The organism is Desulfovibrio sp. 3_1_syn3, assembly GCF_000145315.2.
Taxonomy (GTDB): domain Bacteria; phylum Desulfobacterota; class Desulfovibrionia; order Desulfovibrionales; family Desulfovibrionaceae; genus Desulfovibrio; species Desulfovibrio fairfieldensis.
Genome location: NZ_ADDR02000002.1, coordinates 655357 through 676264, shown reverse-complemented (window position 1 = coordinate 676264; position 20908 = coordinate 655357). Strand labels below are relative to the sequence as shown.

General features: G+C 59.6%; 15 protein-coding genes. 4 read left to right on the top strand and 11 right to left on the bottom strand.

Annotation, left to right across the window (positions count from 1 at the left end):
- Positions 1-44 precede the first annotated feature (44 nt).
- Positions 45-1601 carry an SIR2 family protein gene (locus tag HMPREF0326_RS14200; protein ID WP_020990680.1) on the bottom strand — a complete coding sequence of 519 codons (1557 nt, stop codon included), beginning with the start codon at positions 1599-1601 and terminating at the stop codon, positions 45-47.
- A 313-nt stretch (positions 1602-1914) separates the two neighbouring features.
- Here HMPREF0326_RS14200 and HMPREF0326_RS14195 point away from each other — a divergent pair, with 313 nt between their 5' ends.
- Positions 1915-2532: a hypothetical protein gene (locus HMPREF0326_RS14195; protein WP_020990679.1), complete on the top strand. Its 618-nt coding sequence runs from the start codon at positions 1915-1917 to the stop codon at positions 2530-2532.
- Between the two features lie 76 nt (positions 2533-2608).
- Here HMPREF0326_RS14195 and HMPREF0326_RS14190 read toward each other — a convergent pair whose 3' ends face one another.
- The 6 genes from HMPREF0326_RS14190 to HMPREF0326_RS14165 form a co-directional block, all read right to left on the bottom strand.
- Positions 2609-5233 (bottom strand): hypothetical protein, encoded by a 2625-nt coding sequence (locus tag HMPREF0326_RS14190; protein ID WP_020990678.1) that lies wholly within the window; start codon positions 5231-5233, stop codon positions 2609-2611.
- Positions 5233-7707: a hypothetical protein gene (locus tag HMPREF0326_RS14185; RefSeq protein WP_008686464.1), complete on the bottom strand. Its 2475-nt coding sequence runs from the start codon at positions 7705-7707 to the stop codon at positions 5233-5235. Before HMPREF0326_RS14185 ends, HMPREF0326_RS14190 begins: the two co-directional genes overlap by 1 nt.
- Positions 7697-10417, bottom strand: a complete 2721-nt coding sequence (locus HMPREF0326_RS14180; protein ID WP_008686465.1) for a hypothetical protein — start codon at positions 10415-10417, stop codon at positions 7697-7699. The genes HMPREF0326_RS14185 and HMPREF0326_RS14180 overlap by 11 nt, the downstream gene beginning before the upstream one ends.
- A 3-nt stretch (positions 10418-10420) precedes the next feature.
- Positions 10421-11071, bottom strand: a complete 651-nt coding sequence (locus tag HMPREF0326_RS14175; protein WP_008686466.1) for a hypothetical protein — start codon at positions 11069-11071, stop codon at positions 10421-10423.
- 1 nt (position 11072) lies between these two features.
- On the bottom strand, positions 11073-13163 hold the full coding sequence (locus tag HMPREF0326_RS14170) for a hypothetical protein (protein WP_008686467.1): 2091 nt from the start codon (positions 13161-13163) through the stop codon (positions 11073-11075).
- A 739-nt stretch (positions 13164-13902) separates the two neighbouring features.
- The gene (locus tag HMPREF0326_RS14165) at positions 13903-14472 is read right to left on the bottom strand and encodes a hypothetical protein (protein WP_020990677.1); all 570 of its coding nucleotides are present in this window, start codon (positions 14470-14472) and stop codon (positions 13903-13905) included.
- A gap of 71 nt (positions 14473-14543) precedes the next feature.
- Here HMPREF0326_RS14165 and HMPREF0326_RS14160 point away from each other — a divergent pair, with 71 nt between their 5' ends.
- The 3 genes from HMPREF0326_RS14160 to HMPREF0326_RS14150 all read left to right on the top strand — a co-directional run bounded on the left by HMPREF0326_RS14160 (position 14544) and on the right by HMPREF0326_RS14150 (position 15558).
- The gene (locus HMPREF0326_RS14160) at positions 14544-14795 is read left to right on the top strand and encodes a type II toxin-antitoxin system RelB/DinJ family antitoxin (RefSeq protein ID WP_020990676.1); all 252 of its coding nucleotides are present in this window, start codon (positions 14544-14546) and stop codon (positions 14793-14795) included.
- 3 nt (positions 14796-14798) lie between these two features.
- On the top strand, positions 14799-15068 hold the full coding sequence (locus HMPREF0326_RS14155; RefSeq protein WP_008686470.1) for a type II toxin-antitoxin system YafQ family toxin: 270 nt from the start codon (positions 14799-14801) through the stop codon (positions 15066-15068).
- Positions 15069-15183: 115 nt separating this feature from the next.
- Positions 15184-15558 carry a hypothetical protein gene (locus HMPREF0326_RS14150; RefSeq protein WP_008686471.1) on the top strand — a complete coding sequence of 125 codons (375 nt, stop codon included), beginning with the start codon at positions 15184-15186 and terminating at the stop codon, positions 15556-15558.
- Between the two features lie 242 nt (positions 15559-15800).
- Here the strand turns inward: HMPREF0326_RS14150 and HMPREF0326_RS14145 are convergent, their stop codons facing one another.
- Genes HMPREF0326_RS14145 through HMPREF0326_RS14130 form a run of 4 tightly spaced genes read right to left on the bottom strand, consistent with a single transcriptional unit; the run spans position 15801 to position 20899 of the window.
- Positions 15801-16064, bottom strand: coding sequence for a hypothetical protein (locus HMPREF0326_RS14145; RefSeq protein ID WP_009302155.1), 264 nt, complete (start codon positions 16062-16064; stop codon positions 15801-15803).
- Entirely contained in the window at positions 16064-19537 is a 3474-nt protein-coding gene (locus tag HMPREF0326_RS14140; RefSeq protein WP_020990674.1) for a hypothetical protein, read from the bottom strand. The genes HMPREF0326_RS14145 and HMPREF0326_RS14140 overlap by 1 nt, the downstream gene beginning before the upstream one ends.
- 10 nt (positions 19538-19547) lie before the next feature.
- Positions 19548-19967, bottom strand: a complete 420-nt coding sequence (locus HMPREF0326_RS14135; protein WP_008685555.1) for a hypothetical protein — start codon at positions 19965-19967, stop codon at positions 19548-19550.
- Positions 19968-19978: 11 nt separating this feature from the next.
- The gene (locus tag HMPREF0326_RS14130) at positions 19979-20899 is read right to left on the bottom strand and encodes a major capsid protein (RefSeq protein ID WP_008685557.1); all 921 of its coding nucleotides are present in this window, start codon (positions 20897-20899) and stop codon (positions 19979-19981) included.
- Positions 20900-20908: the final 9 nt, after the last annotated feature.

Genomic DNA, 20908 nt, shown 5'->3' with positions numbered 1-20908 from the left:
GGTTCTTTGTGGATAGAGAGTATCCACTAGGCCAAGGCTTTTTGTTATCTGCCATATTTGAGATAATCAAATATCCGTACCACTCTGTGCAGATCTGACCTTTTATTGTTATCTAGGTTATTATAAAGCCCTTTTTGATAAAAGAGTCCTCTCAGATAGGCTTCCAACTCCTCTACATCAATCTCTGATTCCTTGAGATACGGAATCTCATATATGATTTTATGCATATCATTATTAAAACATTTAATGATTCCATTTATGCTTCTCACCTCTATAGTTCTATTCCTTCCTTTTCTATAATTTGAGTTTAGTATAGAATCAAAACTAGCACATCTGTTTGCTTCGCATTCAGGGTATGACCTGTTTGCCTCGTTCAGCAGCATGTTCAACGGCAGGGCCATGTTTTTTCTATGCAAGACAGGAAAAGCATACGTTAGGATGTCGTCAGCAGAGAATTCAAGATCATGTAGAACAACATGTTGATACCATTCTTTCATCGTCATGCCGGACAATCCCCTCAAACCAAACTCCGACGCTTTCCCAATCGCAATCATGAGATCTTCATCTCTTACTCGTGCGTCATCAATATTAGCTACCCGTATTCTGGCCGTAGGTTCGCTAGTCAGCGCAAAAGTATAAAATTCCTGTTTGAACATACGAATAAGCTTGGCAGGAAGAGAAGCCCGTTTTTCAGCAAGTGCTTCATAAATTGCCATAAAATTGTCTGTTCTAATGCCAGTCATATGGATATAGTCGTCACGAATCACTATGGAATGTTCAAAAAATTCTATATCATGTTTATCCTTCTTATGCTCCACATAGATAAAGCGGCGCTGAAGCCTTTGAAGATTTTCCTTCGAAAGACATCTACCAAGCTCTTCCAATATTATACGGATATTAGGGTCATTTATTGAATATCCAATAAATATAATTGGAAACTCAATAAATATAGTCATAAGTTTTGCCGCAAGATAAGGACTGTATTCCTTAAATCCCCTGTAATCTTTATCTGTAATGATAATAGTACCCGGATTGGTAACAGAACCATGTATCTTGTATATCTCCGCCCAGCCCTGGAGCGCGGAGAAGATAAGTTCTTCTTGCCCAACGAAGGTTTTATAATCCTCCATTTCCATCTCAAGAAGGCAGTCATAATTGGTGGTAATAATGCCAGCCAAGCTACGGCGGGAAAGTTCTTTCAATTTTGCCAGCTCGCCTCGCATGGTTTCCACAGGGACGGAATGGTTATCAATATATTGGGCTACCTCTACCTTAAATGGTGACTGCCCATTCTTCACAAACACCTTGTAGGAATCCCTCAGCTGACGGAAAGAAGAATCCTCATACCAAAGTCTGTCAAAATCTTGCATGATGAGTCCGGCGGTAACGGCAAGCAGGATTCCTTCTTTTCCAGAATTTATAAGGCCTTCAGCCCTGCTTATATACTTGTTGAACGCAAACTCATCGTTGCTCATTCTTTGGACAAAAATCTGCAAAAGGCCTTTCCAGTCGGGAAGACCGTAGTATCTCCGAGAAAAACCAGACCCCACAAAAAGGAACGGCGTTGTACTGAAATCTTTTACCAGCGAAGACAGATCCATTTTTAACCTCGCTTTCCGTAGGATATTTCCACACTGAAAGTAACACATTAATATAATTAATAATCATACAGGATTAAGAAGTATTATTAGTAAAACCAAGCAGATTAAGCTTGTGCTACTCCAGGATGTAAATAAATTTCAACCCCGTCAACATCAAAGACAAACCCTATGTAACCCCCGTCAACAAGCACCAGCAACAAGCCATACTGCCCTCATTGGCATAGAAACGAGCCGAGGATGACCTCCATCCCCCGGCCCGTCCTTTTATCCCTCTGTGGTTGTCAAAGCCCCCAAGGCCGTTTAAAATTAAGCCATGAAAAGACTTGTGGGCTGTGCGCTGCTGGCGCTTCTCCTTTTGTGCGTGATTGCGCCGGTGGCTCGAGCGGACACCTCTGCGCCCTCGCAACAACCAGGGAATTATATTCAGATCGGTGTGTTTGAATCTGCTTTTGCAGATAGACCAGGCCTAACCCCACAAGATATAGATGAATCACCGTATATCACAGAACAAGTGATGCTGTCAGAGATAAAAAACAAAAAGAAGAGTATAACTCTAACCATTATTTCTATTTCAATTTTAATATTCATTTTTATATCAATGCGATACTTTTATATAATAAGAGAAAGAAAAAGTTTTAAAATTCTAATTAATTTTTTACTTATCGTAATAATTATATTTTTTATTGATATAATACTTATAGATCATTCATACAAAGAAATAGAAGCAAGTATTGCTACTGAATATAGTCCATACATTCAAGAGTTACGTGAAAAACAAAACCAAAAAATCAAATTTCCAGTAATGGAAGAAATTTTTTCAACGCAGTCAACTAAGCCTTCCCCAAAAAAGAATCAGAACAACGACGAGCTCCGTAATCTCGAAGACAGAATCAAGGATTTCAAAAGAACCATTGATAGCCTTCTCAACTAGCTTTGAGTTCCCTCGGATTTCATGGGGCTCTCTTCTAGACGGAGCCGAAAATTTCTACAGGAGCCTCCCGAAGCTTCTACCGGAATCCCCCACCCCGCCGGATGAATTGCGACGGCGGAAAAAGAAACTCCTGCCCGAACTCCTTTTTCATCTTGCGTTCCGTGCGTCGCAGGGTTCCCGGCGACATCATTTCCCGCACATGGTAGAGCAGCATCCAGTCCAGGGCGGCGCGGGTGTACCAGAGGTTGATGAAGGGCGCGTTACCCATGGCCAGGCGCAACGTGTCCTCTCCGGCATCGGCCATGTCGCCGCGCACAAGCTGGCCGCCCAAGGTGGCCGCGTCGCCGATGAGCCCGCCCAGCGGCCCCACTGCGGTTTCCGCAAAACTGTTGCCGAAACGGTTGACCTTGCCGAAAAGGATGTCTCCGAAAATGCCCGCTCCGCCGGACTGCATCGCGGCGGCCAGCCAGGTTTCCCTGTGGGCCAGACTGCGCGGCTCCCGGCCCTTGGCCAGATCCTTGAGCGTCATGGACGCGTAGCCGAAGGCCACGGAGCTGAGCACAAACCCCATGAGCCCGCCCATATCCCGCGTCAACGCATCCTCGACCGCCCCCGGCAGATTGCGCGGGCCGTAGCGCATGCCTCTCTGCAAATCGCCGCGTACCCAGCGGCGGCCGCCAAGCACGCGTTGCATGTAGGCTATGGGGAAGGATTTGAACTGCATTATGGCCCGCCAGACTTCGCCCGCCCCGGTTCCGGGCCGCGTGCCCTGGCGCATGATGGCGCGGGTAGCGTCGTCCGGCTCAATGATGGCAAAGGCGGTTTCATCGGCCAGCATGGCCATGCTGTCAAAGCGCAGGCTGTCGCGGATACGGGCCAGCTCACGCGCCTGGACGTCCGGCGGCGCGTTCTTCGCATGCTCCGGCAAGAGCGGCGCAAGGTCGGCGTCCGTTAAGTACGCAGCGGCTTCCGGCGTGAAGTAGGCCTTGCCGTCCTCGGCCTGGTGGCTCATTTTGCGCATGGCCTCCCAGCGTTCCGGATCCACCCCGTGGTATTGCAACATGGCCCGGCGCGGTCCGTCCAACTGATCGAAGGCCTTGCCGGACACTTCTCCCAGGTGCTCCGACAACCAGAGCGTATAACCCGCCTTGCCGCGCTCGGTGATCCAGTTCAAACCGCTCCAGCGGAAAAGCTTGTCCTGAAGGTCGGCCAGCACTCCAGGCATGCCGCTGGCGTCATCCCAGCGGGCAACGATGTCGCCGCGCACATGATCCAGAAAGGCCCCGCACTGCCGGGCGACGTCCTTTTCCTTGCCGCTGAATCCCTGGATATACTGGGCAAGGCTTTTTCCTATTGCCCCGGGCCATGTCTCGCCGTTGACGCGCATGGATGCCGCCTTGGTGAATACGTCGGCAATGGCCGAGAGGGACGCGCCGCCCAACTTGGAAAGATTTTGCGACGCGCGCAGCACGGCCCCGACTCTGGCCAGCGTGGGATGCACCGCCCAGCTGGTTTCTCCTGTCAGCTCCGCCAGCCATGCGGAAACCCTGCCCTGGCGGATGATGCCGCCGGAAAAGGCATTGTCCAACTCCCGCATCTGCCGCGCTTTTTCTTCGGGAGTCAGGACGGCGTTGTCCTTGAGCGCGCGCTTTTCATGAGCCAGAAGTCTTTCCAGCGTGTACTGCGGATTTGGCCCCAGCCGTTCCATGAGGGCCAGGGCCCGCGCGTCTTGCTCCAGATGCCGGAGCATGGCGTCGAAAATGTTGCCGCGTCCGTAGGCGTCATGATACTCCAGCGCGCCTTGCGCGTCCTTGAAATGGAGCACGCGGCTCTTGCCCATGCCGGACGCCAGATTGCGCGGGCCGGGGACGGAAGCGCCGCCGCCCGTGAAGTCGCCGGGCATGTGCGGATTCCTGCCCATGGTCAAGGTATCGTACACGCCGTTAAGCAACTCGCGGGCACGGTTTGCGTCCACCAGGCCCACGCCGTCGAAAGTGCGCTCCAGATCAAGACGGGGCAGCATGAAATCAACCCATTTCGCGCGCCCGGCCTCGCCGCCCGCCATAAGCTTATAGGGATCATGGGTCTGCGGCGTCCAGCCGTCCAGTTTGCCGATGTCCGCCCCGGCGGCGTTGAGCCGGACGCGGCTCTGCTCCGTGTAGCGGCTGAAGATGTCGGCAATGGCGCGAGCGTTTTTGTCGCCCGTGCTGTCCGGTTCGCGCATTTCGCGGAATACGCTGTCATGAAAAGCCTTGTCTTCGCGCATGAGGCGCAGGGCCGCGCCGTTGTCGACGGCCTCCAGTTCGCGCAGCATGGGTGATGCCCAGGATTTGAAGATGCCCTGCCGCAAGGCGGATACAGAACGACGCGCTCCGTCAAACCGTCGGGAAACGCCCACCATCAGGGCTTGAATGCCTTCCATGGCCGAAACTCCCTGGGCCTTGGCGGAATCAACGAAGCCCGCAGCCTCGCGGAACTTGACCAGCCCCAGGGCAGTGCGGCGGCGCTGTATCGCCCGCTGGCGCGCCAGGCCTTCGGCGGTGGCGCTCCAGGCGCGGGAAAGGTTTTGCGGCGTCAGGTCGCCGGAGGCTTTCAACCGGGCTTTTTGCTCCAGCAGCATGTCCACGATGTCGAGGGCCTCCAGCTCAGACGCCCCGGCCTGTTTGACGGCGGCAATGCAGTCTCTCTTGTTCAGGGCCATTATTCCGCCACCTCCATGACGCATTCCAGCACGGTTTGCCCAAGTTCCCCGTATCTCTCGACTCTGGCGGCCCGGTCGGCGCCCTCGTGAATGACTGTGGAAATGTCCCGCTTGCCCTTGAACAGGGCAATGAGCGCCTGGCCATCCTCGGGCCGGAAGACGAGGGCCCCGCGCGCGTTGGCCGGATCGCCGTCCGCGGCGTGAAACAGAATCCGCCCGCTGCCGTCATTGACGCCCAGCTTTTCCCGGAGTATGTTCATCACATCACCCCGATTGGTCCGGTGTCCCAAGGCTTCTTCGGAAGTGTCTCTGCCCGGTGCGAGCCGATCGGGGTCAAGACCCCGGTTGGCCGGTCCGGTGTACAACGTTTCCTTTTTGGAGAGCGGGTCCCGGTATAACCAACCGGGGTCGATTATTTCCGTCAGCTCATGGTCATAAAAACGATTCCCGTTATCATCCTCGCGCAGCACAAAGCCCACTACATAGTCATTTCCGTCCAGCCTGACCTTGTTCGCAAAAATATGCGACATGAGGCCGGCTTTTTTCTCTGTGGTCGCAACATGAATGCCGCCTTCCACAATCTGCGGAATGAAGGGCACGGAACGGGCCAGTGGTTCATCAAATCCATGCGAAAGCGAGTTTTCGATACCCTTGGGCGTTACCCGCACATCCCATCCCGTATCCGCATTGGAGACAGTTGTATCTCTGGAAAAATGTTCTTTGGCCCATTCTTTGATATTCTTGCGTAGATTCTTCTTGTCGGCCTCAATCTCCTTCCCCTTGCCGAACCAGTGCGAGCTGTCGGCCTCTAGGGTGGGCATATCCGCGAAGCGTTGGGGAAGGGGGCGCACCATGTCGGCGGGCTGATACAGCGCCCGGCCCGTGTCCACGCCTTCGCCCGTGGCCAGATAGTTTACCATATCGTCCAGGCTGGAGCCTTCCGGCAAAAGCCCGCGCCGGGAAAGCTCCGAAGCCAGACCGTCATTGCTCAGGGTCGCGCGGTCCTTGGCCTTCCCGCCGCTGGTCTTGGCAAACACGCCTCGCCCGTAACGCTCCTCAATGGCCCGTACAACGTCCTGGCCATAGCCCTCACGGATAGCCGCGCGGTCAAGCTGCCCCCAGACGGCGTCGGCAATGGGGTTCGCGCCCCGTCCTTCGCCTGTGGCTTGCCGCAAGTCCGCCGCTTCGCGTCCGGGCGCGTCATATAAAAAGCCCTCGCGTACTGCGGCAAATTCTTCCGGACTCATCTGCCGGAAACCCGCAAGCCTGTGCTCCAGCCACTGCCCCGGCTCCATGCCGTACATGGGGGCCATGACCTCGGCGTGCGCGCCCAGCACGTCACTGAATGATTCCGCCTTCTGGGAAGAGAACCCGGCATCTTCGAGCTGCTTCTGAAACTCGGCTGTCCAGATGCGCCAGCGATCACGCCGGGCGATGCCCAGATCAACTTCATCAAGGAGACCGAAAAAAGTCTCGGCACGTGTCGCCAACGACGCGCCGGGCCCGCCGTCGCGTCCGGCCCGGCTCAGAAAGAAGTCGTCCGGGTTGTCCTCAAAGGCATGCCAGCCGGAATTGAGGAAATTATTGTCCAGCGCGCCGAACTCCGTCGTCACGGCCAAAGCCGCTTTTTCCCGTACATCGGCCTCACGCAGCAGTTCCGCGTGCCGAAGCAGCGCCCGCTCTGCCAAAAGCGCTTGCGCCTGGGCTCGGCGTTTGCCCAGATAGCCGCCGATGCCGCCGCCCAGGGCTCCCAGCCCACCGCCCAGGGAAGCACCGAAGGCAGTGTCCAGCATCACATCGACAAAGCCCACGTCTTCGCCCCGGGCCGCCAGATCGGGCAGAGTCAGCGCGTCGGAGAGCAGTGCGCCCGCAGCGCCCTCCACAATGCCCGCCTTGGCCCCGGCTCCGATGGCCGCTTTCAATCCGGCCTTGCCCAGCAAAGAAGCGGCCCGCACGCCGCCGCCCAGGGGCAGAACGTTCACCGGGTCCGGCAGGCTGCCCAGCAACATGGCCCCGAAAGCCGCCGCTTTCACGCCCGGACCGTAGGCAGCGTCGCCGTTGGCAATGAGTTCTTCCCGGAAGCGCCGCTCATCGTAATTTTCCGACAGGATGCGAGCCCGCGTGGCGGTCATGTCCGGACGATATTGCACCCCCTTGCGATAGTAAGGAGACGCCTTCCACTCATCTTCCGGTATAGCGTGCGCATGACGCAGTTCCGGCATATCCGGAAAGGAGCCGAACATGTCGCGCGCTTCCCGCTGCGGCAGATAGTCGGGATCATACGTGCCCTCGGCCTTTTCGGCGTCCAGAATGGCCTGCTCTTCCAGCACGCGCCCGGGGATGGTCCGGTCAAAGGCCTGGGCCACATGCTCGCCCAGGTATTCCCCGGCGGAAGGTGTCGGCATCAGGGACATTTCGTCCAGTTTCCGGAGGTCGAATGGTTTCTTGTGTGCAAAGGCCAGCTCAAAGATCATTTTCGTCTTCCTCTTCCTCCGAAAGCGCGGCGGCCAAGGCGTCGTTCAGGTCAACCGTCACAGGGCTCCCGTCTTGCCAGAACACGGGATCGCCGGTCCAGGGATCAAGAAGTGATGCGGACAAACCGTTATTACTGGACACAAAAACGCCTTCCCGCGCCAGTGCGCGGCGGTTGGCCATGGCTGTGCGGTCTTTTGCGGCGTCGCCGCTTTTGGGGTATTCCCGCATCAGGCGGGCAGCGATCTCTTCTCGCTGGCTTGCCAACGCAGTTTCGGCATCACTGGCGTCAATATTGGCATTTTTCGGGATCAACAGTAGACAGTTGTCGCTTGTCTCCGAAGACCATGCCTTGTCCAGCGCGCCGGGTTCCATGCCCAGCAGCAAGGCGTTCTGAACGGTTGCTTCCATGTTTTTTGCCAAGTCCCGAAGAACTGTATTTGTAGGGAACTTTCGCGCCATGCCGTAGAAAAAGCTCATGGCACTGGAATTGGCTATGGCATCCCTGGCATTCTTCTTTGCGTCTTCATTTACATTGGGGATATCGGACGGCTTAATTTCAGCGGCTGTAAGCCAGAGTCCAGAATCCTTGTCCGGCAGGATTGGCAGTGCCGGAGCGATAGCCACAACCGATTCCGGCATCTTCATTTCCGTCAACATTCGCTGCGAATATATGCCACCCTGCTGCTGTAATCCCCGGAGGTTCTGAAGCCTTCCCTCCGGCGTGGTCTGCTTGTCATACACCGCGCGCAGGCGCTTGCTCTCCGCGTCCGGGAGCACGCGCGGCGTGAAACCTAGCCCCTTCCCCGTTTCCTCCTGCAAGGCGAGACTGCGGCGCACTCTCTCCTGAAAATCCATTTCTCCCTGCATGGCGGGCAGGATCGCCACGTATCCGGCCGGGTCCTTGATAAAAGCGCTTTTTCTTTTCTCCATCACGGAATCCACTTTCTCGCGCATGGCCACGACAGCTTTAGCGTTGCCCGGCGTGATCAGAGCATCCAGATCGTTCTTGGCGGCAGCCGCCTGCTCCAGCAACGGCAAGCCTTGCGTCCCGTCCAGAGCCGTGCGGGCCTGTTTGGAGACGGCAAGTTTTTCGGACAGCTCTCCGGCTTCCTTATGCGCGCCCATGCCTTCCAGCTTGGCGACGGTGGCTTCAGCGGCCGAAAAATCACCTTTGTCCATGCCGTAGGAGATTTGATTCTCAAAGGCTGATGCGGTAAGTCCCGCTTCCAGCACTCGTTCCCGGCGCGCCGTTCTGATTTGACCCTGATACTTCAGCCGGTCGGCCGGCGTGAGTCCGGCCAGGCCGGGCGCTTGCCGATCTTGCGGGACATACAGGCGTTCCTGGTCCTCGTGCAGGGTTTTGGCGTAGGCGGTGGCGTGTTCCGGGCTGTCGAAGATGCCCAGGTGCTTGCCGGTCTTCCGGTACTGCTCCACGGCCTCTTCGTTGGAAAGGATTTTGCCGTCGTCGCTGACGGTGGGGAGCAGGACTTCCTTGCCGTCGAAATTGGCGGACATGCTGCGCACGGTGCTGATGGTGCCGTCGGCATTCTTGACCACGGGCCGGTTGAACAGGTTGATATTCCCGGCCTCAAGCTGGCCGGGCGCTGGCGCGTCCTTGCCGGTGGCCAGCATGGCGGCGATGTCATCTTTCGAAAAACGCTTACCCACAGGGGATTCGGCAAGGGCCATGCCCTTCATGAGCAAGGCCGCCTGCCCCGGATCGTTCACGTCTATTTCGGCGTCCGGGTCCAGCCCCACGGACCGCAGTGCCGCGACGTATTTGTTCTGGTCATTGCCGTCCGAAACAGGAGCCCATTTGCCCGCCATCCGGCGCGGCGTGGTCAGGCCGTCTCGCGACTGATATGTTTTCAGCTGATCCCATGCCGCGCCGAAGCCTTCCGCATAGCTGCCGAACTGCCGGAAATCGTCCCGTGTGCCGGTATTGGCGCCCGCCTTCTTGAGGTTCAGCGGATTGCGAAACGTCTCCGCAATGGTACCGCCGCTTCCGGTTCCGCCCCCCATCAGCCGTTCAGCCTCGTCATAGCGCCCGTCAGCCAGCATGCCGTCCAGACGCCCCTTGGCCGCCAACGAATCCAATTGCTGAAACATCTCCCGGTTGTCCAGGCCGGGCCGCATGTCTTTGATGCGTCCCTGCAACTGGCCAAGGTTGTACGTGATCAGTTCGGGATTGTCGTAATTCTTGGCTACCAGCGTTTCAAAGTGGGCGAGTTCGCCTTTGAGCACGGAGCCTTCCCAAGTTTCCTTCTGCTGTCGGCCGTAGGCCTGCCCCTGCTCGGTGAAGTGCAGGCCGGTAGCCACGGCTTGCCGCGCAAACATCTGGCGAAAGCGGCCGGAGAATTGTCCGTCCTCCAAGTGCCGCCGCATGGCTTCGTCGGCGAAGCTCCTGAAATGCTCTCCCGCGTTGATGGCGTTCTGCCCCTGGTGTTCCGCCATATATCGGTCGCGCTCGGCGCTCAGATCGCCTTGCATACGCAAAAGCGACTGCGACACCCGCGTGGTTTCCCGGCTGACATACTCCCTGACGCCCACCTCCGTGATCCGCATGCCCGCCTTGAGCATGGCGTCGGTCAGATCGGCGTCGGCGGAGCGCCCGGCGTCGCGGATCAGGGGTTGGGAGAAGCCGGGATCAACGTCTCCGGCCTGAATATGCCGGGGCGGCGCGCTGTACTGCTGAATGCGGATGGCCATGACTTACCTCCTGCTTGCTTTGAGGCCATTGCGGAGAATATTTCCGGCCTGAAGGTTTCGCAGCACGCTTTGACTGCCGCTTACAAAGCCTTTACCGGCCTGGGCCACATCGCCCCCGCCGCCGAATCCACCGGCCAGGCTGTAGGTGCTGATGCCGGAGACCAGGCCGGATACCCCGGCGGTGAGCAGGGACTGCCCCAGGTTCTTGACCGTGGAGCCGTACCAGGAGGCCGCGTTCTCGTAATTCTGGGCGCTGGCCTGCCGGGCCTTGACGTTCTCGCGGGTTTCCCATTCTCCCACGGCTTTCTGGTAGCGGTTGGCCCCATAGTCCGCGGCGAAGCGGTTGGCGTTGCCCTCCAGGGAAGCCGCCGCGCTGCCGCTGGACATGTCCACGCCCAGCGCGCCGAGGTTCGCCACATTGCCGGACTGCACGTCGGCGTATTCCCGGCGCAGGGCCGAGCGCTCGCGGTCCAGATTTTCCGCCTCAATGCGGCCTTTCTCAGCCGTCATCTTGGCCTGATTGCGCGCGGCCGCCGCATTGGCTTCCAGCTGGGCCTGCTGGTATTTGGCCTGGCGGTTCTGCTGCCGCGTCTGCGACAGGCTGGAAAGGGCGGAAAGCCCGCCCATGGTCAACGCAAGCGCGGTGGCGCCCATCTTAGAACCCTCCCATTCCGGAATACGGAGAAGCATCCACGGCTGTGGAGATGGCCAGAACAGTCAGCGGCGCAGGGCTGTTCACTTCCAGGACAAGCGGCGACTCGTCGGCCCAGCCGCCGCAGACGTCCAGGGCAAGGTCTGTCCCGTCGCTGAAAAAAGGCTGCGTCCGGAACGCCCCGGAGCGGATATGTCTGTCCACAATAGGGGTAAGGTTTCCTTCCAGCCCGGCCAGGAAGGACATACTGCGGTAGGTTCGGAGCCGCACGGCGGAAATTTTGCGGTTGTGCATCATGCTTGAGCCCTGTGGGGTCTGAATTTCAGGCAGATTGGGCACAAGGCGCGACGTGTACGGCAGGCCCGCATGCACGCTGGACGCGGGCCGGGGCAGGGTCAGGCCGCCGTCCGCATCCACTGCCAGGCCGTCAATGGTTCCGCCGTCGGCAAAAACCTGAACCGTGCGTCCGGCAAGATGATCAAGCCCGCTGAACCGCGTGACCGCCGCGCCCTGGTAATTGAGCGCGCTGTCCAGGAAATAGGCTTCCGCCAGCTCATCGGAGTCAAAGAAGCTGTCCAGCCGTTCCACACAAAGCCCGCAACCCCGCCGCACCAGAAACCAGGTCTGGTCGTCGGGCGTGCCGGGCATGGCGGCCACGTCCTCAAAGCGCCCGTCCGTGTCGTGGCGGTGCCAGCCCATGACGTCCTGTTCCGGCATGTAGGTGAGTCCGGCCAGGGTGCCGTCGGAAAGCGCGCACCAGAGCACGGCGTAGGGCTCCTGCTGGAAGGCCCAGGCCGTCACGACCGCGTCGCGCAGGATGTGCCGGGCCAGAATGGTAACGTCCTGGCCCAGATATTTGTCCGCGCTGTAATTGTAGGCGAACTGGCGCACAGCCTTGCCGCCGCGCTGGAGGTAGAGCACGCCGCCGCCCACGGAAACGGCCTGTGTCGCGTTGTCGCCGCCGTTGGCGGTCTGCATTTCAAAGCTGACATTGGAGGGCGTCAGGGCCACGCCCTCACCGGCTGAAAGCGTCCATTCGCTGCCTTCGGTGCCGAAGGTCAGGGACTGACGGTCCGGCTGCAGCCAGACGATGCGGTTGGCCTGGGTGGCGGCCAGGGTGGCTTCAATGGCGTCGTCATCCTTGGGCGGGGTGGACGCGGCCATGATTTCAAAGTCACCGGGGCGCGAGAGCCAGATGGTAATCGGCCTGTTGGCCGTAGCGGCCCAGCCCAGACGTTGCTGGTGAAAAAAGACCTGTGAAGGCCAGTCGCCTTCCGAAGCGAACGGATTCTTGTGCTCGGGCGGCGTGTCCTCGGTGTCCGCGCCGATGTTCTCATCGTCAAAGGAGCATTCCGCGTCGGACCTGCCGATATAGCCGAACACGCCGTATTTCTTTTTGTACACCCGATAGTAGGCCGCACCCTCCACGGCGGGCCAGGCGGCGCGGATGATGTAGCTCACGGAATTGAGGGCCTTGGCCGTGATGCTGACCTCGGCTCCGGCGCCGGATTCCTGCCCGGTCTTCTCATCCACGGCCGTAACGGCATAGGTGTAAACGCGCGTGGCGTTGTCGCCATTGTATCCCCGGTCGATGACCTGCAGGCTGACGTTGTCGGGAGCGGCGATGGCCGGCACAAAGGCCAGCTCGCTCCAGCGCCAGTCGTCATCGGCATGGCGGGAGAGCCTGCGCGGGGCATAGCCCTGATGGGCGAGATAGACCACGTCCGCGGATTGGGCAAAGCGCAGCTCGTGCAGGTCGCCGACGGCATAGGGGGATTCGAAAACCTTCGGCTCACCGTTTTCATCCGCCACCAAACGGCCATCCGGAAGCCAGACGCGCAAGGTTTTATCTCCGAATTCCAGCATGCGCCCTTGCGTCGCGGAAAAGACAAAGGGAATCAGGCGCGCCGCGTCGCCGTGCGCCATGCCTAAAAAGCGCGTGCCGGGCCTGCGCGTGACGCCGCCCTGGGGCATGGGAACAAAGTTGCGCATCTCGCGCGCGCCGGTGCCGTAGCGGGGCTGATCCACCCTCCCGCGCATCAGGGGGGTGATCTCGCCGCCGTTGAGGACATTCTGAATGTGATATAAGGGCATATCAAACGCTCCTGTAACCCTGCTGTCGCCATCCGTAAGGCTCGAAGACTCGCCGACGGCTGCCGCAGCGGGGCTGATCCACCCTCCCGCGCATCAGGGGGGTGATCTCGCCGCCGTTGAGGACATTCTGAATGTGATATAAGGGCATATCAAACGCTCCTGTAACCCTGCTGTCGCCATCCGTAAGGCTCGAAGACTCGCCGACGGCTGCCGCAGCGGGGCTGATCCACCCTCCCGCGCATCAGGGGGGTGATCTCGCCGCCGTTGAGGACATTTTGAATGTGATATAAGGGCATATCAAACGCTCCTGTAACCCTGCTGTCGCCATCCGTAAGGCTCGAAGACTCGCCGACGGCTGCCGCAGCGGGGCTGATCCACCCTCCCGCGCATCAGGGGGGTGATCTCGCCGCCGTTGAGGACATTTTGAATGTGATATAAGGGCATATCAAACGCTCCTGTAACCCTGCTGTCGCCATCCGTAAGGCTCGAAGACTCGCCGACGGCTGCCGCAGCGGGGCTGATCCACCCTCCCGCGCATCAGGGGGGTGATCTCGCCGCCGTTGAGGACATTCTGAATGTGATATAAGGGCATATCAAACGCTCCTGTAACCCTGCTGTCGCCATCCGTAAGGCTCGAAGACTCGCCGACGGCTGCCGCAGCGGGGCTGATCCACCCTCCCGCGCATCAGGGGGGTGATCTCGCCGCCGTTGAGGACATTCTGAATATGGTAAAGGGGCATCAGAAAACCATCCGCTCTTTAAGGAAGGAGGACCGGCAGACGCGTTCGGGCCGCTGCATGTCGTTTTCCACTTTGGCCCGGTCCAGGGCACGCTCGAACATTTCCAGATAGTCGCGGGCATTGCCGCCGCCCTGCTGCACGTAGGGGGCGATCTCCAGGGCCACGCGCCAGGCCAGGGCATCGGCGAAAGCGTCCGGGAATGATGCGGCTTCGGAACTGACGTAACTGACAATCACGGCGGCGGCATCCGCTTGCAGGGCATCTCCGGCCAGGGAGTAGCAAATATGCTGTTCCCCGCCGTCCGCCGCGGCAGTCACCACCCGCAGGCAGTCGGCGGGCAGGGGCCAGGCGTAACGCCAACCCGGCGCCGGGCTTTCCGTGCCTCGGGCCAGGGCCGCATGCCGCATGGCGAAGCTCCACGGATGCAGGGACAGGCAGTAGGCCAGGACCCGGTCATAAGCGGCGGCAGCCGTTTGAGCCGCGGGCGCATCCTGAAAAGCGGCGGTGACACCCTGGGCCCCCACGCGCATGAGGGCCGTATTGATGATGCTGGTACGGTTGTGGCGCATAGCTAACTTCCCCTGTTCAGATCTTGCCAATAGCATACAAATGAATTACATTTTTCAAGGAGGTGAACATCATGAACAATCTTGTACAGGCGCGCGTGGATCCCGCCCTGAAGACCCGAGCGGCAGTGGTGCTGGGCGAAATGGGCCTCTCGGTTTCGGACGCGGTACGTATTCTTCTGACGCGCATCGCCCGCGACGGACGCTTTCCCCTGGAATTGATTCCCAACGCCATGACTGAGGAAACGCTGGACAAATCCGCACGCGGCGAGGATGTCCACACGGCCGCTGACGCTGACGATCTTTTCAGACAATTGGGCGTATAAGACATGCGCGTTGCGTATTCGGGCCGGTTCAAGCGGGACGTGAGATTGGCACAACGGCGGGGCAAAGACATGGGCAAGCTCAAGGAAACCATGTTCCTGATCATGGAAGGCAAGCCTCTGCCGGGACATTGCCGTGAACATATGCTCGCGGGCCCATGGAAGGGCGTTATGGACGCCCACATGGAACCAGACTGGCTTTTGCTCTACACGCGCGGCGACGGCTTTGTGCGTTTTGAGCGCACGGGCAGCCATGCGGATCTGTTTGCATTGTGAGTATGCCCCGCCCACGCGCACAAGGGCCGCAGTGCTGCCGATGCGGTTCTGACGCATGAAACTCTTCTGTTGGCAAGGGTTGATATTATAGCTAATCTGGGGCATCGGAGGCCGCATGCTGCTGTTTGACACCGGAAAGAAGCTCGAAAAGGCGTTCACCAAGGAACAGTTCGACGCGCTGGTGGAGGTGTTGGAAAAACGCGACGGTTCGCTTGCCACCTCGCAGGAAGTGAGCGACGTCAAGACCAACCTCAAGGGTGACATTACCTCCGTCAAGACGGAACTGCGCGAGACGGAGTTGCGCCTACAAAAGGAAATTGAAGTGGTGCGCGGCGAAATCAAGAACACGGAAATGCGCCTGCTGAAAGAAATCGAAGTGGTGCGCGGCGAAATCAAGGGCACGGAAATACGCCTGCTCAAGTGGCAGATCGGCGGCTGGGTCGCTTTGGCCGCCATCATGGCCAAGGGTTTCGGCTGGCTGGGTTTTTGATTACGCATCTTTCCCCCATCTCGCGGTAGCCGTTAGCGGCTCTGCCGCTTACGGATAGCGACAGCAATTTCCTTGCGTCGCATACAGAGTAGCCAACTGCTGTCTCCATCCGTAGTTAGCGTTGCTGTCTTTATCCGTATGGCTCACAAGGTTCGCCTACGGCTAAAGTTCCTTCGTCACAACGGCTGGAGCAAGGTGGCTCCGATGGCAAGGTTTTGCGGGACTACGCGCATGGCGACCTCTTACAGCCCCAGCGCCTTGAGAATGATGCCCGCCATGCCCTCGCCCTGGGCTTCGGCCCAGGCCCACAGCCGTTCGGCTTCGCCCAGGCTGATGTCTTGCGGCCCGGGCGCTTCGTAAACCCGTTCCCACTGCCCGTTTTCCCGGTTGTAGCGGCCCTGCGGCATGTCCGCCGGTCTGTCGGCGATGGCCGTGTCGCGGCCCGCGCGCGGCGTTGCGGCGCAATACATTTCATCCTCGGGCGTCAGCCAGGTAAGAATTTGCATCACACGCCCCTCCGTTGCAGGCTGAGATAGTAGTTGGCCTTGTTGCTTTGCGTATTCACGGACGGCGAGTTCCAGTACGCGCCGTTGTATTGGCTGACGGCATGGTTTCCCGTGACCAGCACCACGGCGTCGCTTTTGCGGTACACGATTTCACCGGTGACGTAATACCCGCTGTTGTACCAGCCGGACATCTCACCCAGCCTGCGCTTTCTGACCTGGTAGTCGTGCTCTTCCTCCACAGAGCCGTCCACGGAAAAGGGCAGATTGCCGAAGGGAACCGGGATTTCAGCCTCCGTGTTCACGCCCAGCGGGACGGGGCCGATGGTCCACGCCCCGCCCGTGGCGTAGCTGGAAATGCCCAGTAGCTCGGGCCGGGCGTCACGGAAGGTGAAGGTAAGCAGGACCGACGTGTAGTTGTAATCTTTGAAAAACGGCACTTCATCCTTGGGCAGAATGTACAGCTGGTACTGCCGATATGGCGTGGGATCACTGATGGCGAATGACTTGTAGCCGCCGAAATAGGGGGATGTGCCGTTGGGCGCTACGTATACGCCCGCCCCGAGCAATGCTCCGTCATCAATAAAAGTGCTGCGGTCGATCAGCACATTCCATGCTTCCTCATCAGCGTTGCGGCCTGACAATCTGAATTTGCACAATGAGGAGTTCCAATTGCCGCGCGTGTTTACAAAGTCAAGCATGCTTTCAAAGGCCAGGGGCTTTTCAAGCATAAATTCCACGGCATGCGTCGCATCATTTGTTCCCCCTGACAAAAAGGCATGTGCGCCGCCGTAGCCGAGATTGAACAGGCTGCTTGCCCCCGCATTGCCGTCATAACTGCTGTCGGTTTTAAAATCCGTCACCCATTTGGTGGGTTGAAGATGATAGGTGCCCCTGGGCTGGTCGGTCATGAGGTGCTCTTTTCGCCCGGTATCCACATGCCCCACGGGCAGCATGGGCGTTTTCAGCCACACGCCCGCCTCCGCTTGCCATTCCTTGACCACCCCTTCGGCGGCGTCGTACCACAGGGTTTTGTCGGGAATCGGGCCACGGTTGAAAGCCGGGGACACGGCGTAATCCCGCCCCTGGTACAGGGCCGTGCCCAGGGTGACGCGCAGATTATTGAGATGCCCGTACCATTGGTGGCTGCCCGAGTGTATCCAGCGGCCCAGAAACCAATAGCGGTAATTGGGATTGCAGAGCGACACATAATTGAACGCGCCGAGGCAAACGCCGTCCACATGGATGAACAGGTTGGAATCGCGCTGGCTCACGGAAACCGTATGCCATGTGCCGTCAGCGGCATTGAACGGCGCGTGGTAGCACCAGTTGCTGATGCTTTTGCTGCCCCAATGCAGGGCCAGGCATTTTTTGCGGTTGTGATAGGCCAGCGCCCAGCCCCGGCTTGCAGAGTAGCCGTTGTCAAAGAGGATAAAATAATCGTCGGTCGTTTCCGGGGCCGGTCCGTTCCACTTGAAATCCAGCTCCACGGTGCATTCGTTGCTGTAGGGATGGGCGTTTTTGCCGAGCAGGGCCGCCGTCAGGTCGGCATTGGGGCCGATCCAGTTGTCAACGCCCGTGAACCGGTAGCTGGAGGCCGCGCCCCGTGGCTTTTCCGTGGGGTCCACCCGCACGTTCTGGAAGTACAGCGGATGGTTCCAGGCCCCCTGGTTCATCTCGAACATGCCGTTGGGCACGGGATCGTAGGCCACGGTGTGCCGGGATTGCAGCAGGGCGAAACACTCTTTTTCAATGTCGCCGCGCGTGCCGTAGTGCAGTTTGCGGGTGTCCGCGTACAGAAAGGCCGCATTGCCGGGCAGGGGCACGGCCCTGTCCGCGTCCAGATTGTCCGGAAGTCGGCCGGTGCTTTCATCGGCCGGGACGACGTAGATGTAATTGCGGCTCATTTCCGCCAGCTTGCGCCCGTCAAAAACCACATGCTCCGTGACTTTCACGGGCCGGTCCAGGGTGCGGGCCGTGCCGTCCGCGCTCAGGCCGCAGGCCACGGAGGCCGCAAAGGGCGTTTCGGGCGTGGCGTACAGGGCCGGGTCATATTTGTGCAGGCCGGGAATGACCGCCTCGTACAGGCGGATGACGGCAAGCTGCGAGTACGCGCCGCCGTGGTTGCTTTCGATATTGATGCGCACGCGCCGGTAGGCCGTGGCATTTTCCGTGAACCAGTACATCCGCCCGTTGTCCTTGAGATTGTCCGAACTGCCGCGCAGGGCCTGGTCATTGTCGCGGCGGTAGATGTCCTCCCAGAGGCCGCTGCTTTCATTCCAGCCCTGAAGCTGCCATTTCCGGGGGAAACATTGCGGCTCGTTATCCCGGTTCTGGAGATAGAGGCCCGTGAGCACGTGCGCCCGGTCGGCAAAGGCGTATTCCCACTGGCCGCTGGTCACGGTGTTGGGCGTCAGCCAGCCTTGAGCCTGGTAGACAAGCTGGTTGCGCAGGGGCCTGGTGGCCCGGTGTGAGGCGCTGTATTCCCCGCCGGCGCTGACCGTGCCGCGCTTGCTGATGTACACGCCGTCCTCGTGCTGCATGTCAATGAATTCCTGGCCGACGAGGTAGGCCGGATAGCCGTCCTTTTCCCGGCCGGAAAGGATGACGTTGCGCAGGCGCTGGGGATTGGTGCCTTCCATGCCTTTCTGCCAGGCGCTGAGACCCAGGTTGTCCCGCGCGCCCTGGGCCGTGTCGGCCCCGGTGCCGCCGTGCGCCACGGCCAGGACGCCGTGCCGGATGCCGGAGGCGTTGACGCGCGGGGCGTTTTCCGTTGCGTCGATTTCCAGGCCGTCGCCCGTATTGAGGTCCAGGGTGCCGTCCTCCATGACGGACAGGCCGTGACGGGGTTTGACGCCGCCGATGTGCCCGGGCGTGGCCGGGCCGTTGTTGCCGGCGTCCTCGGCGCGCCCGGCCCAGTACTCGGCATCGGCGGCCGCGCCCGCCGACTGCCCGGCGCTGTTTGCCGCGTTTGCCGCGCTCCGGGCCGCCCGCGCGGCGCTGTCGCCCGCGGCCCCGGCGGAGGCTTCCGCCGCGTCCCGGGCGGTATAAATATCCCGTGCGACACTTTCCGGACTCTCCTCGGAGGCCGCCGGAACCTTGACCGCCCGGTCAAGCTCGGCCTCCAGTTGCCGGATCATCTGCACCTGGCGGTCGAGCTGCGTTTCCAGGGCCCCGGTGTCCACGTCCGTGGTGGCGGAAAAGTCCGCCTCCTGGGTTGCCGGGATGGCGGAAGCCACGGCCAGTACCGCCTCTATGGGAACAATCCCGGCAGAACCCAACGTGACAGTCCCGCCGCCGGAAGACAGTACGGTCACCGTATACTCCGCGCCCGGAACCAGCGCCGTTTCCGTTCTGCCGTCCGTGGAAAAGGTTACGCGCACGTCCTTTTCACTGTAGATGGGAAAGGGAACGGCATAGGACAAGACCCCGGCGGTTACGATGTAGCGGACAACGACGCTGGTCTGGGCAATCATGGGAATGCTCCTAGCGGGCCAGATAGTTAAGGAAGACGTCCACCTTGCCGGTGGCCGCGCCGTCCGTGGTGAGCTTAATCTTGGCGAAGGCCGCCATGTCCGGCAGCACCAGCTTTCCGATGGTCTCACCGTCTCCAAAGATTGTGGCCGCACCGGCCCCGCCGCTGACGCTCATTTCGGGAGCCCCCGCAATATCAGCGAACGCGCCGCCCTCGGCGTCGCTGCCCTGAATGGTGACGGTCAGTTTTTTGGCTGCGGGAATGCTCACCGCGCCGTCCGCAACCAGCGTGACGGCAAGCGCCCCGTGATGCTGCCCCACGGCCAGGGCGTTGGCGCACACGACGCCGGCGGAGCCGGGCAAGGTGATTCCTTTCTCGAAATACTGGTCATGCCAGCGGTTTTCCGCGCCGTATCCAAAGGTCTTGTTCATTCTTCCCCCTCCTAATTGACGGCGGCTTCCGTGCCGTCGGGCAGATTATAGGAACCCACCAGCCTCACGCCGTTGATGTCGCCGATGACGGTCTTCATGGAGCCGTCGTTGACGGTCATCTGCAGGTATTCCTTCTTGATGGAGCTCATGGTCTTCTGCAGGATTTTGTGGTGGCCGAAGATGTAGGTGTTTTCCGCCGTGCCGCGCACAGCGGCAATGGCGTCTTCCAACTGGCCCAGGCCGGGCAGGTTATCGGCATTGACGTTGACGATGGCGTGCACCGCGCGTTCGGGCGCAAGGTTCTGCCAGCCGAAACGTCCACGGTATTCGACGCCGTAGCCCAGCACGCCTTCCTGGCTGCGCAGGTGATAGAGGCTGCCGCCGTTGATGGGCGTGATGTCCACCAGGCGACCCTGGTTGAATCCCGTGGGATCATAGATGCCGATATTGATTTCCTTGTCGAAACGCACCACCAGGACGGTATAGGCGTTGCTCGCGGCCTTGCCCTTGCTGACGAGTTTCCTGGCCAGAGCGGCCTTGCGCCAGTGGTCGCGCCAGATGGCCAACTCGGTGTCGCTGCCCGCCTTTTTAAGGATGGCGGATTCGCGCCGGGCGAAATACTTGGGCGCGCCGCCGAACTGGTCGGCCTTGTCCTTGCTCACTTCCATCTCGCCGCCCAGCACGGAGACGTAGGTCTGGCGCAAATTGGTGTCGGCCTTCATGCTGGGCAGGGGCGCTCCCAGTTCGCCGAAGGCCGGGCCCTGCACGTTGGCCAGCACTTCTTCCACGTTCCAGAGGCCGTGCGTGGCCGGAATCCATTTGAGCATGGCCAGGATGGGCGACTCCTCGGTGAGGTAGTCCACCAGTTCCGGGCGCTTTTTCGCCTTGTCCAGGGCGATTTCCTTGAGAGTCTGCGGGATCATGTCGGGCATGGTTGGTCA

Coding starts and splice junctions, on each gene's coding strand:
- HMPREF0326_RS14200 (WP_020990680.1), bottom strand. CDS start 1,601: ATGGATCTGTCTTCGCTGGTAAAAGATTTCAGTACAACGCCGTTCCTT.
- HMPREF0326_RS14195 (WP_020990679.1), top strand. CDS start 1,915: ATGAAAAGACTTGTGGGCTGTGCGCTGCTGGCGCTTCTCCTTTTGTGC.
- HMPREF0326_RS14190 (WP_020990678.1), bottom strand. CDS start 5,233: ATGGCCCTGAACAAGAGAGACTGCATTGCCGCCGTCAAACAGGCCGGG.
- HMPREF0326_RS14185 (WP_008686464.1), bottom strand. CDS start 7,707: ATGATCTTTGAGCTGGCCTTTGCACACAAGAAACCATTCGACCTCCGG.
- HMPREF0326_RS14180 (WP_008686465.1), bottom strand. CDS start 10,417: ATGGCCATCCGCATTCAGCAGTACAGCGCGCCGCCCCGGCATATTCAG.
- HMPREF0326_RS14175 (WP_008686466.1), bottom strand. CDS start 11,071: ATGGGCGCCACCGCGCTTGCGTTGACCATGGGCGGGCTTTCCGCCCTT.
- HMPREF0326_RS14170 (WP_008686467.1), bottom strand. CDS start 13,163: ATGCCCTTATATCACATTCAGAATGTCCTCAACGGCGGCGAGATCACC.
- HMPREF0326_RS14165 (WP_020990677.1), bottom strand. CDS start 14,472: ATGCGCCACAACCGTACCAGCATCATCAATACGGCCCTCATGCGCGTG.
- HMPREF0326_RS14160 (WP_020990676.1), top strand. CDS start 14,544: ATGAACAATCTTGTACAGGCGCGCGTGGATCCCGCCCTGAAGACCCGA.
- HMPREF0326_RS14155 (WP_008686470.1), top strand. CDS start 14,799: ATGCGCGTTGCGTATTCGGGCCGGTTCAAGCGGGACGTGAGATTGGCA.
- HMPREF0326_RS14150 (WP_008686471.1), top strand. CDS start 15,184: ATGCTGCTGTTTGACACCGGAAAGAAGCTCGAAAAGGCGTTCACCAAG.
- HMPREF0326_RS14145 (WP_009302155.1), bottom strand. CDS start 16,064: ATGCAAATTCTTACCTGGCTGACGCCCGAGGATGAAATGTATTGCGCC.
- HMPREF0326_RS14140 (WP_020990674.1), bottom strand. CDS start 19,537: ATGATTGCCCAGACCAGCGTCGTTGTCCGCTACATCGTAACCGCCGGG.
- HMPREF0326_RS14135 (WP_008685555.1), bottom strand. CDS start 19,967: ATGAACAAGACCTTTGGATACGGCGCGGAAAACCGCTGGCATGACCAG.
- HMPREF0326_RS14130 (WP_008685557.1), bottom strand. CDS start 20,899: ATGCCCGACATGATCCCGCAGACTCTCAAGGAAATCGCCCTGGACAAG.